16 protein-coding genes are annotated in these 19,796 nt (G+C 68.4%); 15 read left to right on the top strand and 1 reads right to left on the bottom strand.

Annotation, left to right across the window (positions count from 1 at the left end):
- Positions 1-51: 51 nt before the first annotated feature.
- The 10 genes from NQ036_RS13485 to NQ036_RS13440 all read left to right on the top strand — a co-directional run bounded on the left by NQ036_RS13485 (position 52) and on the right by NQ036_RS13440 (position 11,900).
- The gene (locus NQ036_RS13485; protein WP_257059591.1) at positions 52-1,476 is read left to right on the top strand and encodes a histidine kinase; all 1,425 of its coding nucleotides are present in this window, start codon (positions 52-54) and stop codon (positions 1,474-1,476) included.
- Complete coding sequence (locus tag NQ036_RS13480) at positions 1,467-2,114, top strand: response regulator transcription factor (protein WP_257059590.1); 648 nt, start codon at positions 1,467-1,469, stop codon at positions 2,112-2,114. The genes NQ036_RS13485 and NQ036_RS13480 overlap by 10 nt, the downstream gene beginning before the upstream one ends.
- 3 nt (positions 2,115-2,117) lie before the next feature.
- On the top strand, positions 2,118-3,191 hold the full coding sequence (locus NQ036_RS13475) for a DUF4097 domain-containing protein (protein WP_257059589.1): 1,074 nt from the start codon (positions 2,118-2,120) through the stop codon (positions 3,189-3,191).
- 141 nt (positions 3,192-3,332) lie between these two features.
- A complete protein-coding gene (locus NQ036_RS13470; RefSeq protein ID WP_306440084.1) occupies positions 3,333-4,559 on the top strand; it encodes an OmpA family protein in 1,227 nt (408 codons plus the stop codon).
- Positions 4,556-5,038 carry a hypothetical protein gene (locus tag NQ036_RS13465; RefSeq protein ID WP_257049490.1) on the top strand — a complete coding sequence of 161 codons (483 nt, stop codon included), beginning with the start codon at positions 4,556-4,558 and terminating at the stop codon, positions 5,036-5,038. Before NQ036_RS13470 ends, NQ036_RS13465 begins: the two co-directional genes overlap by 4 nt.
- A gap of 155 nt (positions 5,039-5,193) precedes the next feature.
- A complete protein-coding gene (locus NQ036_RS13460; protein ID WP_257059588.1) occupies positions 5,194-6,975 on the top strand; it encodes a substrate-binding and VWA domain-containing protein in 1,782 nt (593 codons plus the stop codon).
- Positions 6,976-6,985: 10 nt separating this feature from the next.
- A complete protein-coding gene (locus tag NQ036_RS13455; RefSeq protein ID WP_257059587.1) occupies positions 6,986-8,017 on the top strand; it encodes a hypothetical protein in 1,032 nt (343 codons plus the stop codon).
- Positions 8,018-8,045: 28 nt separating this feature from the next.
- A complete protein-coding gene (locus NQ036_RS13450) occupies positions 8,046-9,452 on the top strand; it encodes a toxic anion resistance protein (protein WP_257059586.1) in 1,407 nt (468 codons plus the stop codon).
- A gap of 83 nt (positions 9,453-9,535) precedes the next feature.
- On the top strand, positions 9,536-10,906 hold the full coding sequence (locus NQ036_RS13445; protein WP_257059585.1) for a DNA glycosylase AlkZ-like family protein: 1,371 nt from the start codon (positions 9,536-9,538) through the stop codon (positions 10,904-10,906).
- Positions 10,907-11,051: 145 nt separating this feature from the next.
- Positions 11,052-11,900 (top strand): SDR family NAD(P)-dependent oxidoreductase, encoded by an 849-nt coding sequence (locus NQ036_RS13440; RefSeq protein WP_257059584.1) that lies wholly within the window; start codon positions 11,052-11,054, stop codon positions 11,898-11,900.
- A 108-nt stretch (positions 11,901-12,008) separates the two neighbouring features.
- Here NQ036_RS13440 and thrC read toward each other — a convergent pair whose 3' ends face one another.
- The gene (thrC, locus tag NQ036_RS13435; RefSeq protein ID WP_257059581.1) at positions 12,009-13,511 is read right to left on the bottom strand and encodes a threonine synthase; all 1,503 of its coding nucleotides are present in this window, start codon (positions 13,509-13,511) and stop codon (positions 12,009-12,011) included.
- Between the two features lie 283 nt (positions 13,512-13,794).
- On the opposite strand from thrC, the gene NQ036_RS13430 reads away from it, so the two are divergent.
- The 5 genes from NQ036_RS13430 to NQ036_RS13410 all read left to right on the top strand — a co-directional run bounded on the left by NQ036_RS13430 (position 13,795) and on the right by NQ036_RS13410 (position 19,459).
- A complete protein-coding gene (locus NQ036_RS13430; RefSeq protein WP_257059578.1) occupies positions 13,795-15,249 on the top strand; it encodes a glycosyltransferase in 1,455 nt (484 codons plus the stop codon).
- Positions 15,250-15,338: 89 nt separating this feature from the next.
- Entirely contained in the window at positions 15,339-15,965 is a 627-nt protein-coding gene (locus NQ036_RS13425; protein WP_257059576.1) for a TetR/AcrR family transcriptional regulator, read from the top strand.
- 175 nt (positions 15,966-16,140) lie between these two features.
- Positions 16,141-17,142 (top strand): alpha/beta hydrolase, encoded by a 1,002-nt coding sequence (locus tag NQ036_RS13420; protein WP_257059573.1) that lies wholly within the window; start codon positions 16,141-16,143, stop codon positions 17,140-17,142.
- Positions 17,139-18,713, top strand: a complete 1,575-nt coding sequence (locus NQ036_RS13415) for an alcohol acetyltransferase (RefSeq protein WP_257059570.1) — start codon at positions 17,139-17,141, stop codon at positions 18,711-18,713. Before NQ036_RS13420 ends, NQ036_RS13415 begins: the two co-directional genes overlap by 4 nt.
- Positions 18,710-19,459, top strand: coding sequence for a DUF6320 domain-containing protein (locus NQ036_RS13410; RefSeq protein ID WP_373566596.1), 750 nt, complete (start codon positions 18,710-18,712; stop codon positions 19,457-19,459). The genes NQ036_RS13415 and NQ036_RS13410 overlap by 4 nt, the downstream gene beginning before the upstream one ends.
- Positions 19,460-19,796: the final 337 nt, after the last annotated feature.

Here is a 19,796-nt window from a genome sequence, read left to right as displayed (position 1 = left end):
GGCGGAAAGCGGCATAGTGGCACGCGCCGCCGGCCACGTAGCGTTGAGGCTATGAATGAGAGAACCAGACGGCGGGGACCGGGATTCCTGGGCACCGCGAACGTCATACTATTCGGGGTCCTGGGCCTCATCTGGGTCTGGGTGCCGGTTGGCCTGCTGACCGGGGGGATCGCCGCGTTGCCGGCGCTGGGCTCGGGCATCCTGTTGTTGGTCGCCTGGTTCTATCTGCAGCGCGGGATCAACATCGCCTCCTACTGGTGGTCGGAACTGGTCTACGCCGAGGGCTTCCAACCGCCCTATGTCGTCCCCAACCCCGCACCCGGCTTCAAGGGCCACGTCTTGACCCAGTGGAACCACCTGAAGTCGTGGTCCTTCTGGCGTACCGCGCTGTACCACTACCTCAAGGTGCTCTACGGCCTGGTGGTGTGCACGGTGTGCTTCCTCATGTTCTTGGCCGGCATCGTGCTGGTGGCGGCCCAGTACTCCGTGGGCGTGTCCCAGCAGGGCCTGGTCTTCGGCTTCGAGATCCCCGAACTGACGACTCCGGGCCTGCGCATCCTGTTCGGCATCATCGCCGGACTGTGCATCCTGTTGCCCTTCGCCGGCCTGTGGTTCGCGGGTTACGGCGACCGGGCGATCGACCGCTGGCTCCTCCCGCCGACCAAGGCCGAGGTGCTGCGGGCGGAGACCGAACGCCTGTCCGCGCAGACCCAGCGCCTGTCCGCCGAGGTCACCGACCTGGACGCGGCCCGCGCCGGTGCGGTTGAGTCCGCGGCCGGCGAGCGCGCCCGGATCGAACGTGATCTGCACGACGGGGTCCAGCCGATGCTGGTGGCCCTGTCGATGAAGCTGGGGATGGCGAAGAACAAGCTGGCGGCGGTGCCGAACGACCCGGAGGATCCGTCCGCCGGCAGCAGGCCGAAGGACCTGGAGGGCGCGCGGACCCTGGTGGCCGAGGCCCATTCGGATTCCAAGGCCGCGATCACCGAACTGCGCCAGCTGGCCCGCGGCATCCACCCGGCGGTGCTCGAGGACCGGGGCCTGGACGCCTCGGTTTCGGCTCTGGCCGCCCGCTCGGTGGTCCCGGTGGACCTGCGGGTGGACCTGTCGGCGGGCTTCCGGGCCGGCGCCGAAGCGGAATCGGTGGCCTACTTCGTGATCGCCGAATCCCTGACGAACATCAACAAGCACGCCCATGCGGCCGGCGCTATGGTGCGGGTCTCGCTGTTGCCGGGTGCGGCCACGCCTGCGGGCGGCGCCGGGGCGCCGTCCTCGCGGCCTGCGGCCTCGGCCCCCGGCACCCTGCAGGTCGTCATCTCCGATAATGGCAGGGGCGGGGCGCGGGTGGCGCGCGACGGTTCCGGCACGGGCCTGGCGGGCCTGGCCGACCGGGTCGCGGCGGCCCGCGGCACGTTCTCACTCACATCACCGGTGGGCGGTCCCACCACTATCGTCGTGGAGGTCCCATGCGCATAATCATCGCCGAAGATTCCGTCCTGTTACGCGAGGGCCTGGTCCGCCTGCTCACCGATGCCGGGCACGAGGTCGCCGCCACCGCCGGCGACGCCACCGAGTTCCTGGCCGCGGTGTCGGCCCACCCGGACGCCGAGCTGGCGATCGTCGATGTGCGGATGCCGCCGACGTTCACCGATGAGGGCATCCGCGCGGCGGTGCTGGTGCGCAGTCAGAACCCGAAGGTCGCGGTGCTGGTGCTCAGCCAGTACGTCGAGGAGCGCTATGCCGCGGAACTGATCGCGGAGAACAAGGGCGCCTTCGGCTATCTGCTCAAGGACCGGGTCGCGGACGTGGACGATTTCCTCACGGCAGTTGACGAGGTGGCCGGCGGCGGCACCGTGCTGGACCCCGAGGTGGTCGCCCAGATCATGGTGCGGTCCAGGAAACAGGATGGCCTGGCCATGCTCAGCCCCCGCGAACGCGAGGTGCTGGGGCTGATGGCGCAGGGCAAGTCGAACTCCGCGATCGCCGCCGAACTGTTCCTCAGCGCGGGCGCTGTGGAGAAGAACATTTCGAACGTATTCACCAAACTGGGCCTGGCGCCGGATTCCGATGAGAACCGCCGCGTGATGGCCGTACTGAAGTTCCTGGGGGCCTGAGCCATGGTCAAGATCGCAATCCAATCCGGCACGCGGACGGCCGTGCGCGCATTCCTCATCGTGTTCGCGGTGCTGACCGTGCTGGCCATGGTGGTGGGCGCCGGCGGCATCGGCGTGGTGATGGCGGCGAGCTCCTATGTATCGGCCACCGAGGACATCCCTGCTGATGCGCGGGAACTGACCGTGCGCGGGGCGAACTTCAACATCGACGTGGGAATCGTGCCGACGGGGCAGAAGCCCAGGGTCGAACTGCGCTACCTGGGCGGTTCGAACCGCAAGCCCGAGGTGAACACGAGCGTGGACGGGGATAGGGCGCTGGTCGATTTGAGGTCGGATGCCTCGCGCCGGATCTTCGGTTCGGTGCTGGCCGAGGCCCGGGTCTACATTCCGGCGGATCGGGCCAGGGAGATGACCCTGAACGTGGACGCGGCCTATGGATCGGTCAATGCGTACGCCGATAGCTCGGTCTACGATTCGGACGATTTCAACGACGAGGATGAAGGCGCCGATGACGAGCCGCGTTCGGCGGAGGACGAATTCATTGACTCGGTCACCAGGGCCGATGACCTGGCCCGCAAGTTCGGCTTCAAGGGCATGAACCTGCACAGCGAGTCCGGGTACGTGAGCGTATCGGATGTGGCTGTACAGGTCATGACCGCCCATGCCACGACGGGCAATATCGAGCTCGACGGCCGTTTCACCACCGTTGACGCGTCGACCAAGTCCGGCAATATCGAGGTCAACGGCGCAGTGTCGAAGAACGCGCGGGTCAACAGCACGGATGGCAACGTCAAGGTCGATCTGGGCCATCGCATCCCCGTCGTCCAGCCGACGTCCGGGGTCGACGTGCAGACCTACTCCGGCAATGTCCACCTCTACGTGCCCACCGGATTCAAGGCGCAGTCGCTCAAGCCCTGGAATATCGAGGCGAAGTCCGCCACCGGGCGGGTCAAGGACACGCTGCCGCGCACCGCGCACGCCGATGCGAAGACCCCCGGGGTGCGCCTGCGGGCGACGACGAACACCGGCGACATCTGGGTCACCCCCAACGAGTCCGAATACGCGGACGAGGATTGAGGTCGGTGCCGCTGCGAGCGCCTATCCGGCGCTGCGCGCGGCCCGCCTCGACCCGGCGGCGGTCCTCATCGCCTAGCAGCGTGTAATGTGTCACACGATCGCCCCATCCACCAGTCGTGACGATGCTGCAGGTTGACACCGATGAAGAATATGAAGATTCTGTGCGCCACCCTGGCCGCCGTGCTCGTTTTCAGCTCGTGTACGCGAGGTGGTGGGGAGTCTCCCGCTGCCGGCGCACCCGATGACGGTGGCGCAGCCGCCTCCAGTCGGCCCACACAGCAGGAGACCCCCGCCATCGTCGACGCCGAGGGGTACTGGCGGGCCAACACCCTGCCCGATCCGGTGGCCGAGCAGGTGGTGCGCCAGCCCGCTGCCGGTGGGGAGACCAGCGCCAAGGTGCAGATCCTGTCCCTGGACTCCGACGGGCAGAACGCGCGCCTGGTCGCAGCGGTCCTGCCGCCGGTCGACGGTGCGCCGATCTCCTCCCCCCTCGGTGTGGCCGGGTCCAAGGGCGCCAGCCAGCGGCCATGGGTCAGACTGGTCGACGGCGGTGCGCAGAAACTCTACGAACCCCTGCAGGCCAACGGAGCCGAGAGCCGGAGCTCTGCGGATCCGGGCGACGTCCAGGACATCGGAGAGGTTGACGACGATGCGCGCAAGGCAGCGTGCATCTGTTCGTACGGGGTCAACGCCGCTGACAAGGACGCGACCGGAGCTCCCATCCGGACCAATCTGTTCTACGTCGACTTCCCGGCCCCGGCCGGTGCGAGCGTCGACGTGCTGCTGGGCGACGGAGACGCGTTCTTCTCTCAGGTGCCGGTGAGTTCCGGGCAGAGGTTCGAAGCCGATGAGCTGGGCCGCTTCTCCTTCATCAACAGTGGCGGCGACGCGCTGCCGGGGCGATACGGTGCCGGCGCGAAGCTCAGGCGCATTGTGGATCTGGACGAGTCGGTGTCCTCGGTTACGGACAGCACGGTGCAGGAGAAGAAGGGCACCACGAATCTGTCCGTGGGTGCCGACGTGCTGTTCGCCCTGGATTCGGACAAGCTCGACGCCAGGGCCACGAAGGTGTTGGGCTCCATCGCCAAGAAACTGGCGACGGCCGCCAAGGGGCAGACCGTCACCATCGAGGGCCACACCGACGATCAGGGGGCGAAGGACTACAACCAGGGTCTGTCCGAACGTCGCGCTCTGGCGGTGGAGAAGGTGCTGCGGCCCCTGGTCGAGGACGCGGGGATCACTCTGCGAACCAAAGGCTACGGACAAACCAGGCCGCGGGTGCCGAACAAGGACACGAAGGGCAAGCCGATCGAGGTGAACCGGGCCAAGAACCGGCGGCTGAACTGCCGACGCCCAAGGGCGGGGTGAGCCCGAAGCTGACCGTCGACGTCTGGCAACTCGAGGACGTCGGAGATTATCTGAAGCTGGTCTACAGTTTCAAGACCGCATCGGGCCGGGACGACCCCAACGCCTTCGGTGGGGGCACCGGCAACGAACGGGCCCTGCCGTTCGGCCCGAATCCCTATGCGACGGACAGCTCCCTTCCCAGTGCTGCCAATGTGGCGTTGTGGGACAAGGGCGGAAAACTCCTGGCCGAGCCGATCAAGGCGGGCGGGACCGACTGCCTGTGCATGCAGTCGACGAGCATCTACACCCCTTACACGGCCCATGCCGCGGCGCAGTACATGTACGCGCTCTTCCCCAAGGACAAGCTGGGATCGGACACGCTGACCCTGCGGTTCGCGGGAACCGGGCAGATGGAGGTCAAGCGCGGTGCGGTCGAGCCGCCGGCGGCGCAGACCCCGACCGATGGGGGTTCCGGCCTTCCGACCCCCTCGGCCCCCTGAGCAGGGACTGCACAGGGGCTGAGCGGGCCGTGTCCGTGAGCTGAGATACACTGAGAAGCGTTAATGGAGGGTCGGCGTCACAAGGCGACCTGAGGGACCGCGCCGTGGAGGGCCGACTCATGTCCAGGAGAAAACCGACCCGAACCATTGTGAGCATGGCCGCCGTCCTGGGTCTGAGCACCACGGCACTGGCCGCGTGCTCGCCCGGTGACGGCCCCGGTGCCTCCCAGTCCAAGGGCGACTGTTCCCCGGTGGTCGTCGCGACCTCTTCGGAGAAGGTCAACCTGATGGAGAAGCTGGGGGAGCGGTTCCAGGACTCCGATGAGGCCAAGGGCCTGAAGGACTGCGTGACGATCAAACCGGTCAACGTCGCCTCCGGCAAGGCCGCGGACTATCTGAGCAAATCGACCAAGGACTGGCCGCTGGGAGCCGACAGCGCCCCGGCCATCTGGTCGCCCGCCTCGACCGTGTGGACCCAGCGGGTCGCCTCGGTGGCGGGCAACAAGGTGTACTCCGGCGATGCGCAGAGCTTCGCGAAGTCCCCTGTGGTCTTCGGTATGCCGGAATCCATGGCCAAGGCCCTGGGCTACCCGGGCAAGCAGATCAGTATGAAGCAGATCCACGACCTGATCAAGGACAAGAAGGGCTGGGGCGCGGTCGGCAAGGACCTGTGGGGCTCGTTCAAGGTCGCCAAGACCAACCCGAACAGTTCGACCACCGGCCTGTCCACCCTGCTCATGCAGTCCTACGCCGCCACGGGCAAGAAGAAGGACCTGTCGGCCGGCGACATCACCAAGGCCAAGGACTTCTCACAGGTCTTCGAATCCGGGGCGATCCACTACGGCGACACCACCGGCAAGGTGCTGCAGAACCTGGCGGACCGCGCATCGGGCGGCGGCTCCTCCTATGTCAGCGCGATCGCGTTGGAGGAGACCAGCCTCTACAACTACAACATCGGCAACCCGGACTCCCACACCGTGCAGCCGGGCGAACAGCTGACCCCGCCCAAGGAGAAGCTCGTGGGGGTCTACCCCAGCGACGGTTCGATGTTCTCCGACAACCCGGCCGTGGCGCTCAACGCGGACTGGGTCGGCCCGGAGCAGAAGTCCGGGGCCGAGGCCTTCGTGAACTTCCTGAAGACCAAGCCGGCCCAGGAACTGCTGCCGGAATACGGCTTCCGGCCCATCGACGGCAGCGTCGACGTGTCCAAGCACCTGAACAAGGACGTGGGCATCGACCCGGCCCAGCCCAAGACCACCCTGCCCCAGCCTGCGCCCGGCGTCGTCTCGGCGGCCCTGGACCAGTGGGCCAAGATCCGCAAACCGTCCGCGGTCCTGCAGATCATCGACACCTCGGGCTCGATGAACAAGAGCATCGGCTCCGGCAAGACCCGCCTGGACGGGGCGATCGAAGGATCGCAGACCACCCTGGGACAGGTCCGGCCCGGTGATGAGATCGGCGTCTGGGCCTTCACCACCGGTATCAACAGCATGATCGATAAGAAGAACTACCCCGGGATCGGCGTGGTGCGGCCCTTCGGCAAGCTGGGCGGTGACAAGGAGGGCCTGCAGGACGACATCGCTGACCTGGCCAACAGCCGCCGCGGTGGCACCCCGCTCTACGACGCGGTCTCCCAGTCCTACGACTATATGAAGAAGAAGGCCGAATCCGGCCGGATCAACGCCATCGTCGTCCTGTCCGATGGTGAGGACGCGGGCTCGGAGATGAGCCTGGAATCCCTCGTGCAGAAGATCAACGCCGACCAGGGCGAGGGCGGCAACGACAAGCCCGTGCGCGTCTTCGCGATCGCCTACTCCGGCGAAGCGGACACGGAACCACTGGAGAAGATCGCCTCGGCATCCGGCGGGCAGGTCTTCGACGCGACTGACCCGACGAAGATCCAGGAGACCTTCCAGTCGGTCATGAACAACTTCTAGGCTGGGGCATATGGGAACGGATGCAATCGTCTCGAGCTGCGCCAAGCAGCAGGTCTGCCTCTACGATGGGGCGCAGATCGGCAATGCCGACGACCTGCAGTCCACGCTGCCCCAGGGCGTTCAGGTGGTCGTGATCCCGCGCCCCGACCAGGCCCAGGCCGTGTCATCGAATTCGGTGGCCGAAGCCGTGCGGGCCCAGTCGGGCAAGGACACGGTCATCGTCATCGAGGACCAGCCGGGGTCCGACCGCTTCGCCGTTTCGAGCACGGGGGACGCCGCGCAGATCTCGAAGGACCTGTACTCGCAGGGCCAGGCCGACGGTGGGGCCGCCGTTGCCGCGATCAGTGGGCAGCTTGTGCCCGCAGCGGACGGACCAGACGACGGCGGCGGTCTGGGGGGTGTGGCAATCGTGTCCGGGACCGTGGCGGTGGTGGCGATCGTCGCAGCCATCAGCTCTGTCATCGCCGTGCGCCGGAACAAGAAGAAGAAACGCGTGCTGACCCGCAAGGAGGCCGACCGCCGGCTGGAGGCGGATCTGGACGACGCCCTGAATGGGGAGGACGGCGAATTCGTCTCCCAGGCGATCGACGAACTCGAGGAGATCGCGCAGGCCTATCCTGACCTCGGCGGCAGACTGCCGGCCCTGACCCACCACGTGTCCGAACTGTTCGTGCGCGTGCGCAAGCGCGGCACCGACCAACAGGTCAGGCTGCTGCAGGGCCGCTACAAGGACACCCTGGGCAAGCTGCTCAAGGCCCTGGGCCCGGACTACTACGGCGACATCCGCGCCAATCCGCAGTACTGGTCGAACCCGGGCGGGCGGCTGGACGAGGTGCGCCGCGCCATCGAATCCGTCGACCAGCAGGCCGTTGACAACATCCGGCAGGTCAACGAATCCCGCGACCTGGAATTCCAGGTCGCCCTGGACTCCCTGAGCCGGTCTGTGACCGAGGCGAAACTCTCCGACGTCTACAGCGACCGGGACACCCCGGACAGCACCCCCGGCGACCACCGACCACCACCCTCCGCTCCCGGGTACTGAGCCCGGGCCTTACGCACAGGAGCACACCATGTCAGAGCAGCAAGCCGCAGAAACCGTCGCGGTCGACTTCGCCGCCCTCCTGGACCCGGGCGACACCCAGGCGAACGAAGTGGCCGGCAGCCCCCTGGAAACCGCCCTGGCCGAGGTCCCGGCGGCCGAGACCACCGCCGTCACCGATGCGACGCCGCAGCAGGCGCAGTTCCAGTTCCGCAGCCTGCTGACCGACAAACAGCGGGACGACCTGGCCAAGGGCGCTCCGGTGCTGGCGGGGAAGTTCACCGCCGACGTCAACCAGATCGTGAACTTCGGCGGGCCGATCATGAAGAAGATGAACGACGCCTCCGTCCAGTTGCTGGAGGCGCAGCGCCATATCAAGGTGCCGGAGGCCGACCAGGTCGTCAACGACATGCTGCGCGAAATGGATGGCTTCGAGAAGAAGTGGCGCTCCGTCAAACTGGAGAACGCCGTCGAATCGGTGCGCAGCTGGTTCAAGCGCCAGAAGTACACGCTGTCGACCATGGTGCGCGAATCCAAGCCCATCGCCGACAAGATCGACCTGGCCGAACTGAAACTCCAGGAGATGGAGACGGCACTGGCGGACAACATCAGCCGCGGTCAGCTGCTGCACAAGCAGACGCTGTCCAATATGGACGATGTGGTCGCCGTGCTGGCAGCCCTGGAGCAGGTCATCGAGGAACTGCAGGGCCAATTCGACGAGGTCGACACAGCCCTGCGCGCCGCGGAATCCTCCGGCGGGGAATCCGCCACCTACAAGGGTGAATCCGTCACGGTGAGCAAGCTGCGTGAGATCCACTCCAATCTGTCCTTCGTGCTGTCGGAGACGGAGAAGACCTGGGCGGACTGGCGCTCGCAGTTCTTCCTGGGCTTCGCCCACGCACCGGCGACCCGCAATCTGGTCGTCACGACCTTCTCCCTGCGGCGGCGCCTGGCGGCATTCCGGACCATGGGTCTGCCGGCGGCTCGGCAGTCGCTGGCCCTGTGGCAGCAGGCGGCCTTCGCCAAGGAGGGCGCGCAGCTGGGCGAATCGGTGCAGGCCGGGACGAATAAGCTGATCCAGCGGTCCTTCGAGGAGACCGCCAAGTCCGTCGAGGCTGTGGCCAATGCGGCGCAGGCGCCGGTGATCACGGAGGAGACCATCTGGTCGGTGATCGATTCGGTCAAGGCCCAGTGCTCCGCGATCGTCACGGCAGACAAGGCCGGCCGAGCCCTGCGCGCGCGAAATCTGGACGCGCTGGAACGCGGTGAGACACAGATCCAGGATGCGGTGATCGCCTCGCAGCGCCAGGTCGCAGACGGGGCCAGGAGTGGGATCGCCGGGGCCGCTGCTGCGGGTGGTGCGGGTGCTGACGGTGGCACCGGTGGTTCTGCCGGCACCGGTGCCGGCGATGACCTGCTGAACAAACTCACCGATTAACCCCTCCGCCGAGCCGTCACAAATATTCGATTATCTGGGCTTAGAATCGATATAAGTGACGGTTCGGCGAATAGAGGTGCGCTGTGAAGGACACGTTGGCCCCGGGGGAGGCCCGGCGCCTGGCGCTGGGCGCGCAGGGCTTCGGCCGGGCGCTGCCGGAGCCTTTCCGCGGTGCCGGTGCGCTGTCGGGGACTGATGAGCCTGCCCAGCCCGCAACGCTCCCCGGGACCCGGAGGATCAAGGCCGAGATCGCCCGGATGGGTGTGCTGCAGATCGACTCGGTCAATGTGTTCTCCCGCTCCCACTACATGCCGATCTTCTCGCGGCTGGGCGTCTACGACACGGAGTTGCTGGACCGCCAGGTGCTGGCTCCGGTCGCCGGGCGCAAGACTCCGGGGTTCATCGAGTACCTGGCGCACGAAGCGACCTTCACCCCCGCTGCCGACTGGCCCCTGTGGGGCTTCCGCCGGGAGCGGATGAGGCAGCGCTACGGCCACGCCGAATCCTGGTTCGCCGCGAACCGGCGGACCGTGGACTGGGTGCGCTCCGAACTGGCGGCGCGCGGACCGCTGCGCGCAGGTGAGATCGAACGCGATGCGGAGTCCGGCCCACGCGGTCCCTGGTGGGATTGGGACGAGGTCAAGCGGGCGCTGGAGATGATGTGGCGCTTCGGCGATGTGGTGATCGCCGGGCGCACCGGTTTCGAACGGCGCTACGGCCTGGCCGAACACGTATTGCCGGGGCGACTGTTGGATGCCGGGGTCCCAGCCGAGCAGGCGATCCGCACCCTGGTGGAGCGCGCGGCCCGGGCCCAGGGCGTGGCGACCCTGTCGGACCTGGCCGATTACTACCGGATGAAGCGCGCCACGGTGCGCACCGCGGTGGACGAACTGGTCGAGGCCGGTGTCCTGGTGCCGGTGCGCGTGCGTGGCTGGGAGCGCGGGGGCAAGCCGATTCCGGCCTGGCGCCACCGTGATTCCAAGGTTCCCAGGCGCATTGAGGCGGCCACTCTGCTGACCCCCTTCGACCCGGTGGTGTGGTTCCGTGAACGCGCGCACCGGATGTTCGACTTCGACTACCGGATAGAGATCTACACTCCGGCGGCCAAGCGCCGTTTCGGTTACTACTCACTGCCGCTGCTGATCGGCGAGCGGATCGCCGGACGGATCGACCTCAAGGCCGATCGCGCGGGCGGACGCCTGCTGGTGCAGTCGGCCTGGTGGGAGCCGTGGGCGCTGGAGGCGGTGGGCACAGCACGTGGGGGAGGGCCGCGCGGTGCGGCCGGCCCATCCGGTTCCGAGCTCGCCTCCCGCGCTGCTGCTGCCGTCGTCCGGGCCGCCGCCTGGCAGGGATTACACGAGGTGTCCGTCTCCCACTGGGGCGACGCCACGGACGCCCTGGCCGCCGAGCTCGCAGCACTGGGCCCGGCGCAGGGTGCCGTGCACCGGCACTGAGTGCCACCTCGGCCCCGGAAAGCGCGATTATCGCGCACCGATAACCGCCCCTTCCCCGCCGTGCGCCGGGTGCCTAGCGTGGTCGGTGAGGCGGCTACCATCGCCTCGGACCGGACTGCAGGACGATTCTCAAGGAGGAGAAACCATGTCCGAACACGGCATTGAGAAGACCGACCAGGAATCCTACGTCGAAGCGGCCAGGGCGAAGGCACCCGCCGGACAACAGGTGGCGATCGTGACCGGGTCGGCCCGCGGAATCGGCGAGGCGATCGCCAAACGCCTGGGCCGGGACGGATTCCACGTGATCGTGGGCGATCTGCCAGCGATGCAAGACGGCATCGACTCGACGGTGGCGGCGATCGCGGAAGCCGGTGGCACGGCAACGGGTGCCACCGTCGACGTGACGGACGAGGACTCGGTCGCGGGCCTCGTGCAGGCGGCGGTGGCGGCCGGAGGACGGCTCGACGTCTTCGTGGCGAACGCGGGAATCGCCCAGGTCGAATCGCTCCTGGACTATTCCGCCGAGGACTTCCAGAAGATCCTGGCCGTCAACATCACCGGCGTCTTCAACTCCTACCGGCAAGCAGCCAAGCAGATGGTCGCCCAGGGGTTCGGCGGCAAGATCATCGGCGCGGCCTCGATCGTGGCATTCCGCCCCTTCGAGATGCTGGCACCGTATTCGGCGACCAAGTGGGCAGTGCGCGGGCTGACCCAGGCGGCCGCGATGGAATGGGCCACGCACGGCATCACCGTCAATGCCTACGGGCCCGGCATCGTGGGCACGGCGATGTGGGATCTGATCGACGAGAAGCTGGCGTCCAAGCACGGTCAGCAGCGCGGCGAGGCTCTGGCCGAGAACGCCAAGGCGATCTACCTGGGCCGGGTCTCCGTGGGCGACGATGTGGCGCGGATGGTGTCCTATCTGTCCGGGCCGGACTCCGACTACGTCACGGGGCAGACGATGCTGGTCGACGGAGGCATGCAGTTCAGCTGACGTTTCCGCGTCTTCTGGACCGCATAGACACCATCCTGGTGCGGAAACGACTCGCTATAGTGGGTAGTTCCCGCGCCAGGATGGTGTCTGTGACCGAAGCGAGCAGATTCAGTCGATGGCCTGGCGGATGAAGTTCTTCACCGTGTCCACGTCATCGGGCAGGTCCGTGACATGGCGCGGCGCGTTGAGCACATCGTGGAACCGCTCCGGGACCGTGTCCGCCGGCGGCTGCGTGCCGATGGCCTCGCGGATCGTGTCGGCGAACTTCACCGGCAGCGCCGTCTCCAGGCACACGATGGGTGCGGCATCCGGGTGCTGCGCGCGGAAGTCACGGGCGACCTTGACGCCGTCGGCGGTGTGCGGGTCGATGAGCACCCCTGCGGAGAACCAGCAGGACTTGATCGTGGCCAGCCGGTCCGCGTGCGTCGACGCGCCCGAGGTGAAACCGTAGTCCGTGCCCACCTGCGCGAAGGCGGGGTCGTCGGCCAGATCGAAGCCGCCTGCGGGCACCTGCGCGCCGAACAGATCGGCGCAGCGCGCGGCATCGCGGCCCAGTAGGTCGAAGACGAAGCGCTCGAAGTTCGAGGCCTTGGAGATGTCCATCGACGGGCTGGACGTGGCCTGCGTTTCGGCGGCGCCGCGGACCCGGTAGGCGCCCGTGCGGAAGAACTCGTCGAGCACGTCGTTCTCGTTCGTCGCGACGATCAGCCGATCGATCGGCAGGCCCATCTGCCGGGCGATGTGCCCGGCGCAGACATCACCGAAGTTGCCGGTTGGAACGCAGAACGAAACCCGCTGCGGCTGCCCGGCGGGGGCCTCGGCGCCGGCGGACTGGGCCTGTTCCGCGGCCGAGGCGGAAGCCGGCTCGGTCGCCCGCAGCCAGCTGGAGACGTAGTAGACGATCTGGGCCATGAGGCGGGCCCAGTTGATGGAGTTGACCGCGCCGATGCGGTATTCGGCCTTGAAGTCGGCGTCGCCGGAGACGGCCTTGACCACGTCCTGGCAGTCGTCGAACACGCCGTCGAGCGCGATGTTGAAGATATTGGGGTCGTCCAGGCCGAACATCTGCGCCTGCTGGAACGGGCTCATGCGCCCGGCGGGGGTCAGCATGAAGACGCGGATCCCGTCGCGCCCGCGCATCGCGTATTCGGCCGAGGATCCGGTGTCGCCGCTGGTGGCGCCCAGGATGTTGATCGACTCGCCGCGGTGGGCCAGGACGTATTCGAAGAGCTCGCCCAGCAGCTGCATCGCCATGTCCTTGAAGGCCGCAGTGGGGCCGTCGGACAGGTGGGCGAGCTTGATGCCGTCCTCCAGATCGGTCACCGGGACGATCGCCTCGGTCGCGAACTTCGGGGTGGAGTAGGCGCGCGCGGTCATCGCGGCCAGGTCGGCCTGCGGGATGTCGTCAATGAATAGGCCGATGACCCGGGCGGCCAGGGCGGCGTAGCCCTCTTCGGCCAGAACTGTGCGCCAGGCCTCAAGAGTGGCGGCGTCGATCTGCGGGTACTCCTGCGGCAGGTAGAGGCCGCCATCGGGCGCCAGGCCGCCCAGCAGGATGTCGGTGAAGCCGACGGGACGGGCCTGGGCATCGCGCGTGGAGATGTACTTCATGCTCCTAGCCTAACGAGGCCGCATCGCTGCGGGGCGCATCGTCCCGGAAGCCGGACCTCGTGGGCGGGGTTGGGCTTGCAGGGTGCGCGGTGGTCCGGGCGATCGTGGAGACACCATCCTGGCGCGCAAACACCCTACTGTAGCGCGACGTTTCCGCGCTTACCGGTAGTTCTCGCGCTGGGATGGTGTTTGGGAGGGGTGCTCATGCGAGGGAGCCTCGGGGTAGACTTAGTTAACGTTGTTTACTAAGTCCTATTCAACCCCACCCGAGAGGTGTCCGCCCATGCACGTTCTGATTCTGGCCCCCGGTTCGCGTGGGGACGTGGAGCCCGCGGCTCGGATCGCCCACGACCTGCGCTGCGAGGGGCACCGGGTCACGCTCGTGGCCCACCGCGACTATGCCGGGATCGTCGAGCGGGCGGGGGCTGGCCTGGTGCCGTTCGACGTTCCGCTGGAGCCCCCGGAGCCTGCCGGTGGGCCTGCCGGTGAGCAGGGCGGGCCCGCCGGTCGGCCGGGGGCCTCGGCCTATCTGGCGCATCTGCACACCTATATGCGCGCCGGTGCGCAGGCCGCTCTGCACGCCGCGCGGCTGGCCTCGGACTCCGGGGATCCGTTCGGCGCGGTGCTCACCAATCCGATCTCGCCCTACGGCCACGACCTGGCCGAATCCCTGGGGATTCCCTCGGCCGAGGCCCTGCTCCAACCCGATCAGCCCAGCCGCGCCTACCCGCCCATGACACTCTCCCGCCTGGTCGATTCCCGAGTCGCAGCCCTGCTCAACCCCGGCGGCCTGGGAAACCTGTCCCTGGGCGGACTGTTCGCGCGGATGCCCAGTCCGGTGACCCGGGCCTCGGCCTGGTTGCGGGCCGAACTGGGCCTGCCACGCGAGTCGCCGGCGGCCGCCAGGCGGCGCAGACTGCGCGCCGGTCTGCCCGTGCACCACGGGATCAGCCCGGCGATCATGCCCCGGCCCGCCGACTGGCCGGACAATCTGAGCCTGGACGGACCGTGGTGGCCCTTGGACGTCGACTGGAGTCCCGATGCGGACCTGCGTGATTTCCTGATAACCGGCGGGGCCGCTGCTGACCCCGGAGCCCCCGGGGCTGCCGCCGAAGCCGGGGTGGTCCCCGATGCCGGCTCGGCCCCCGTGCTGGTGAGCATGGGGAGTGTGGCCACCGGCGCGCATCCGGGCCTGCGCGAATTCGTCCGCACGAGCCGGCGCCGCATCATCGTGCAGGGATCGGGCTGGGAGTCGATCCTCGCCGACTCCGCGGGGCGGGTCCGCGCGGTGGGCGATGTGCCGCACGCCCGGCTGCTGCCGCTGGTATCGGCGTGCATCCACCAGGCGGGTGCGGGGATCACCGCGGCCTGTCTGCGCGCGGGGGTGCCCGCCGTGGCGCTGCCGCAGCACACCGATCAGTTCTTCTGGGCCGCGCGCGTGCGAACCCTGGGCGCGGGCGTCGACCTGGTGGGGCGGCAGGGCGCTTCGCCCGAGGCGATTGCGGCCGCGGTGGACCATGTGGTGGGCGACCCGGGCCCACGGGAGGCGGCCGGACGGTTGAGCCGGACCCTGGCCGCCGAGGCCGGGGACGGTTGGCAGCACGACGGCGGGCATCGGAGCAGCGGGCACCCGACCGGCGATGAGCCCGGGGACAGGTCCGGCGGGGAGGTCTGTGGCCTGCCCGGCCCGGTGCTCCCCAGTACCGCCGGGCTGCGCGCCTGGGTGGCCGGACTGTGACGGCGCGTCCGAGCCGTCTGAGCCGTCCGAGCCGCCCCCGGACCGGCCGTCCGCCGCGGCTGACACGGCGGGCCATTGCGGGAGCCGGGGTGGCTCTGGCGGACGAGCAGGGACTGGGCGCCGTGACCATGCGCAGTGTGGCCGCGCATCTGTCCGCGACCCCGGCGGCCCTGTACCGGCACGTCGCGAACCGCTCCGATCTGCTCTCGGCGATACGCGATGCTGTGGTGGACGGCGCTGCGCTGTGCCACGGTGCGACGTGCGATGACGCGGTGCTGTGCGATGACGCGGTTTGCAATGACGCCGCCTCAGCGAAGGACCGGTCGGCAGTGGCGGCGCCCGGTGCAGTCACTGATTCTGGTACGGGAACCAGAGCCGCCACGCTAGCCCGGCCGAGGGCCCGGCTGGAAAGCCTCATCACCGAGCTCGTCGAGCTGCACCGGAGGCACGCCTGGCTGGCGCAGATCCCACCGGATGCCGCACAGGGCGAGCCCACCGTCGCGTTCGTCGCGCGGGTCTCGGCGGTGCTGGAGCCTTTCGACGCGCCGGAACCCCGCCGACTCGCAGCGCTCGCGGTCCTCTTGGACCTGGTGTCCGGTGTCGCCCGGTGGGGCACAGCGGCCGCGGGGGAATCGACCGGGCCGGGGGAGACCTCGGCGTTGGTGGGAATCGTCGCGGATGCGGTGAGCGGCGTGCTCTATCCGACGACCGCATGAACACCTCAACGGACACCACCTGAGCGCGCGAATGACTTGCTGTAGCACGGCGTTCTCGCGCTTACCGGTCGTTCTCGCGCTGGGATGGTGTTTGCGGGGGAGCGAGTGGGCCCCGCGCCCATCCAGTGCTCGCAGACTGTGAGCCCGTGTCAGCCCCGGCCCCTATGCTTGGTATATGAATCCGCTGCTGCGGGCCGTGTTGCGACTCTTCGCCGCGCCCCGGATCGATATGCGCCGTGACTACGAGAAGGTCCGGAAGGTCCAACGCGGCCTGGCGGCCCGGCCCGTACCGCGCTATCACTTCCTCGACACGCAGATCCAGGCGGAAACCGGTTCCCACACCATCCCCGTGCGCGTATTCGAACCGCGCACGCGCACCCGCGAGGACGTGCTGCTGTTCTTCCACGGCGGGGGCTGGGTGACAGGGGACATCGAGTCCTACACGCCGGCCTGTGCCCACCTGGCCGAGGCCACCGGCTGCGTGGTCGCCTCCGTGGACTACCGCCTGGCACCCGAACACCCGTTCCCCGCGGGGCTCGAGGACTGTGTGCGGGTCGCGGGCCTGCTGCTGGCCGAACCGGATCGCGCAGGGGCCGCCGATGCCTCGCGCATTGTGCTGATGGGGGATTCGGCCGGTGGCAATCTGGTCGCAGTGGTCTCCCAGGTGCTGGCCGAACGCGGTGTGCCGACGGCGCGCCGCCAGATCCTGCTGTACCCCGTCACGCACTGGAACCACGACCCCGCCAGCTCGCCGTTCGCCTCGGTCAGGGAACACGGGGAGGACTACCGGCTGACCAATACGGAGATCGACGAATACCTCGAGCTCTACGCGCCGGACCCGGCCACCCGCCGGACCCCGCGGGTAGCACCCCTGGAGGCCCCGGCCGCAGAACTGGCCGGACAGCCCGACACTCTGCTCATCAGCGCGGAACTCGACCTGCTGTGCGATGAGGGAGAGGCCTATGGCCGGGCCCTGCGCGCCGCCGGCAACCGGGTGCGCATCCACCGGGTGCCCGGCGCCCTGCACGGTTTCATCACCCTGCCGACCTTCGCAAGCGCCCTGCGGGAGTCCTACCGTGTGATCAACGAATTCCTCGACGGCGGCGAGGCCGGGGACAGCCCGGCGGGCGCCGGTGACACCGCGCTCGATGCGGAGCCGCGGGAGGGCATGCCATGAGCCGCCGAGGCCGCCGCAGCGTTCCGGACCGTCGCACCTGGGTGCGCCTGGACAACGCCTCCAATATCTTTCTGGCCGCGCGCACCGAGTCCGATCCGAAGGTCTTTCGACTGGGCGGCACCGTGGACGCGCCGGTCGATCCCGAACTTCTGCAGCGCGCCCTCGATGAGACCTTCGACCGCTACCGGCTCTACCACGCGGTGCTGCGCGGCGGGGTCTTCTGGTACTACCTGCAGGACAGCGATCTGCGTCCGCGGGTCGAACAGGAGGACCTGCCGACCTGCGCCGCGCTCTATCATCCGGAGCGGCGCAATCTGCTGTTTCGCGTGGTCTACCACGAGGACCGCATCAGCGTAGAGGTCTTCCATGCGCTGTCCGACGGCACCGGTGCTCTGTGGTTCTTAAGCGATCTGTTGGAAGCGTATTCGCGCCTGCGCTATCCACAGGAGTTCCCCGCCGCACCGGCCGGCGGGATGGATGGAGCCGACGATGCCACCGTCGGGACAGCGGATACCGGGATTGCGGCCCCGGCCGAGGCCGCGGGGAGTGCGGGCCCACACCCCGGATCCGCCCGTGTCGAGTCCGAACTCGACCTGGCCGTCGACAGCTTCGCCCAGCACTTCCGCCGCAATTCCTGGCGCACTCCGGGTCCGGATACCTCAGACCCGGGTAGCTCGGAACCCGATGCTTCGGACCCGCGAGGTTCCCGCCCCGGCCCGGAGACTTCAACCGCATCGGCAACTGCGAACACGAAGCGCTCCCGGCCGGGCCGGGCCTACCGGGTCCGCGGCGCCCGGAACCCGGACAACCGCACGCGGGCGGTGGAACTGACCATGCCGGCCCGTGCCGCCCTGAACCTGGCGAAGGCCGAAGCGGTCTCGCCCACCATCTACTTCACCGCCATGTTCTTCCAGGCCCTGCGCGCGGCGGATCCCCAAGCGTTCAAAAGGCCCCAGACGTTGGCGGCATCCGTGCCGGTGAACCTACGGCAGTTCTTCCCCTCGACCTCGCCGCGGAACTTCTTCGCAACGGTGCGCATCGCCCACGCCTACGGCCCGCTGCGCGCTGGGGACCCCACCCGCCCGAATGACGATGCAGCGGCTCGGCGGACCGACCCCGACTCCCTGTCCACGGTCTGTCGCGATCTGCAATCGCAGTTCGTCCCGCTGATCGAACCCGCCGAACTCGAACGCGGGCTGCGCCGGCTCATCGCCTTCGAACGCAATCCGCTGCTGCGCGCCGTCCCACGCCTGCTCAAGGACCCGATCCTGCGCCTGCTCAACTGGTTGAACAACCACAGCCTGTCGATCGCGGTGTCGAACCTGGGCCGCGTCGAACTGCCTCCTGCCGCAGCTCGGCACGTGGGCCCACTGCAGTGCCAGGTCTCCGCCGCCCGCCCGCAGTTCTGCGTGGCATCCCACGCGGGGACCTTCACGCTTACCTTCACCTCGCCGTTCTCCCAGACCGGCCACATCGCCGAGTTCGTCCGCCTGCTGACCGAGCGCGGGGTGCCCGTGACCGTGGCAGCTGCCCGGGTGACCGAGGCCGAGCTGGAAAGGGCGGCCTCGTGACCGGGGCGGACGCCGTGAGGGGAGCCGGCGAACCGGAAGAGCGGCCCGGCGGGCAGGATCAGCCCGACCCCGGAGCGGCCGGCCGGTACTGCCCCGCCTGCAGCGCACACGTGCTGGGCGACTGGACGCGCTGCCCCCTGTGCACCACCGCGCTGACCGGCGATCCTCTGCCCGGCCCCTTCCCCGAGGTCCCCCTGACCTTTTCGCGCCGGCGCCTGTTCCGCGCCCTGGCCGCATCGTCGCTGGCGGTGGTGCTGGGGTCCTTGGCGGTGCAGCTGCTATTCGAGCGCAGCTTCTCCGGTGTAGGCGTGTTCCGGTCCCTGTGGCTGGGCGTGTCTGCCATGTGGTTGGTGGTGCTCACCGCGGCCAGCCAGCGGCGCAATGTGGCGCGCACGGCTCTGTCCCTGGTGGTGGTGCTGTCCCTGGTGGCCGTGTACTGGGACTATCTGACCGGCTGGCACGACTGGGGCTTGACCTATGCCGTGCCGATCGTGTGCGCCGCGATGATCGTGGCGGTCCTCATCACGGTGTTCTCACTGCGGATCGAGGTGGGCGAGCACATCGTCTACAGCGGTTTGACGGTGCTGTTGGGCCTGGTGCCGCTGGTGTTCCTGGCCCTGGGCTGGGTGAGCAATCCCTGGCCCTCGGTGCTCAGCGCCTGCCTGAGCCTGTTCACCCTGCTGACCATCCCCCTGGCGCGCGGCGCCGAGCTCCGCCACGAACTGGCCAAATTCCTGCACCTGTAGGGGTGTACGGCCGCCCGCGCTGTATCGTTGGGCCGTTTGTCTCAGATTCGACCGTTCGTGGCGGGTTCACGTGGTCGTTGCAACACCCCTCACCACATGGGGGTACGGCCACGATGCCGACCAGAGCAGAACGACAGGTAATGAAGGAGGCCTTCTACGAGGTCTTCGACGCGATCGGGTCCCTGCGACCCGCCGCTCGCGAGGCGGGTATAGTGGCTCATCCGATTTGGGAGTGTAGTTGGGGTCTGAATCCCCCTGCTTCCAGGAGGCTGCGTGCAACGTAGTTGGTCAGGTTCCGGAAGCCGAGGGCGGAGCCTCGGAGGTGCTCGAGTCTTCC

It is taken from the genome of Brevibacterium sp. 91QC2O2 (genome assembly GCF_024580695.1).
In the GTDB taxonomy this organism is placed as follows: Bacteria; Actinomycetota; Actinomycetes; order Actinomycetales; family Brevibacteriaceae; genus Brevibacterium; species Brevibacterium moorei.
This window is presented reverse-complemented; position numbering and strand designations above follow the sequence as displayed.

Coding starts and splice junctions, on each gene's coding strand:
- NQ036_RS13485 (WP_257059591.1), top strand. CDS start 52: ATGAATGAGAGAACCAGACGGCGGGGACCGGGATTCCTGGGCACCGCG.
- NQ036_RS13480 (WP_257059590.1), top strand. CDS start 1,467: ATGCGCATAATCATCGCCGAAGATTCCGTCCTGTTACGCGAGGGCCTG.
- NQ036_RS13475 (WP_257059589.1), top strand. CDS start 2,118: ATGGTCAAGATCGCAATCCAATCCGGCACGCGGACGGCCGTGCGCGCA.
- NQ036_RS13470 (WP_306440084.1), top strand. CDS start 3,333: ATGAAGAATATGAAGATTCTGTGCGCCACCCTGGCCGCCGTGCTCGTT.
- NQ036_RS13460 (WP_257059588.1), top strand. CDS start 5,194: ATGGCCGCCGTCCTGGGTCTGAGCACCACGGCACTGGCCGCGTGCTCG.
- NQ036_RS13455 (WP_257059587.1), top strand. CDS start 6,986: ATGGGAACGGATGCAATCGTCTCGAGCTGCGCCAAGCAGCAGGTCTGC.
- NQ036_RS13450 (WP_257059586.1), top strand. CDS start 8,046: ATGTCAGAGCAGCAAGCCGCAGAAACCGTCGCGGTCGACTTCGCCGCC.
- NQ036_RS13440 (WP_257059584.1), top strand. CDS start 11,052: ATGTCCGAACACGGCATTGAGAAGACCGACCAGGAATCCTACGTCGAA.
- thrC (WP_257059581.1), bottom strand. CDS start 13,511: ATGAAGTACATCTCCACGCGCGATGCCCAGGCCCGTCCCGTCGGCTTC.
- NQ036_RS13430 (WP_257059578.1), top strand. CDS start 13,795: ATGCACGTTCTGATTCTGGCCCCCGGTTCGCGTGGGGACGTGGAGCCC.
- NQ036_RS13420 (WP_257059573.1), top strand. CDS start 16,141: ATGAATCCGCTGCTGCGGGCCGTGTTGCGACTCTTCGCCGCGCCCCGG.
- NQ036_RS13415 (WP_257059570.1), top strand. CDS start 17,139: ATGAGCCGCCGAGGCCGCCGCAGCGTTCCGGACCGTCGCACCTGGGTG.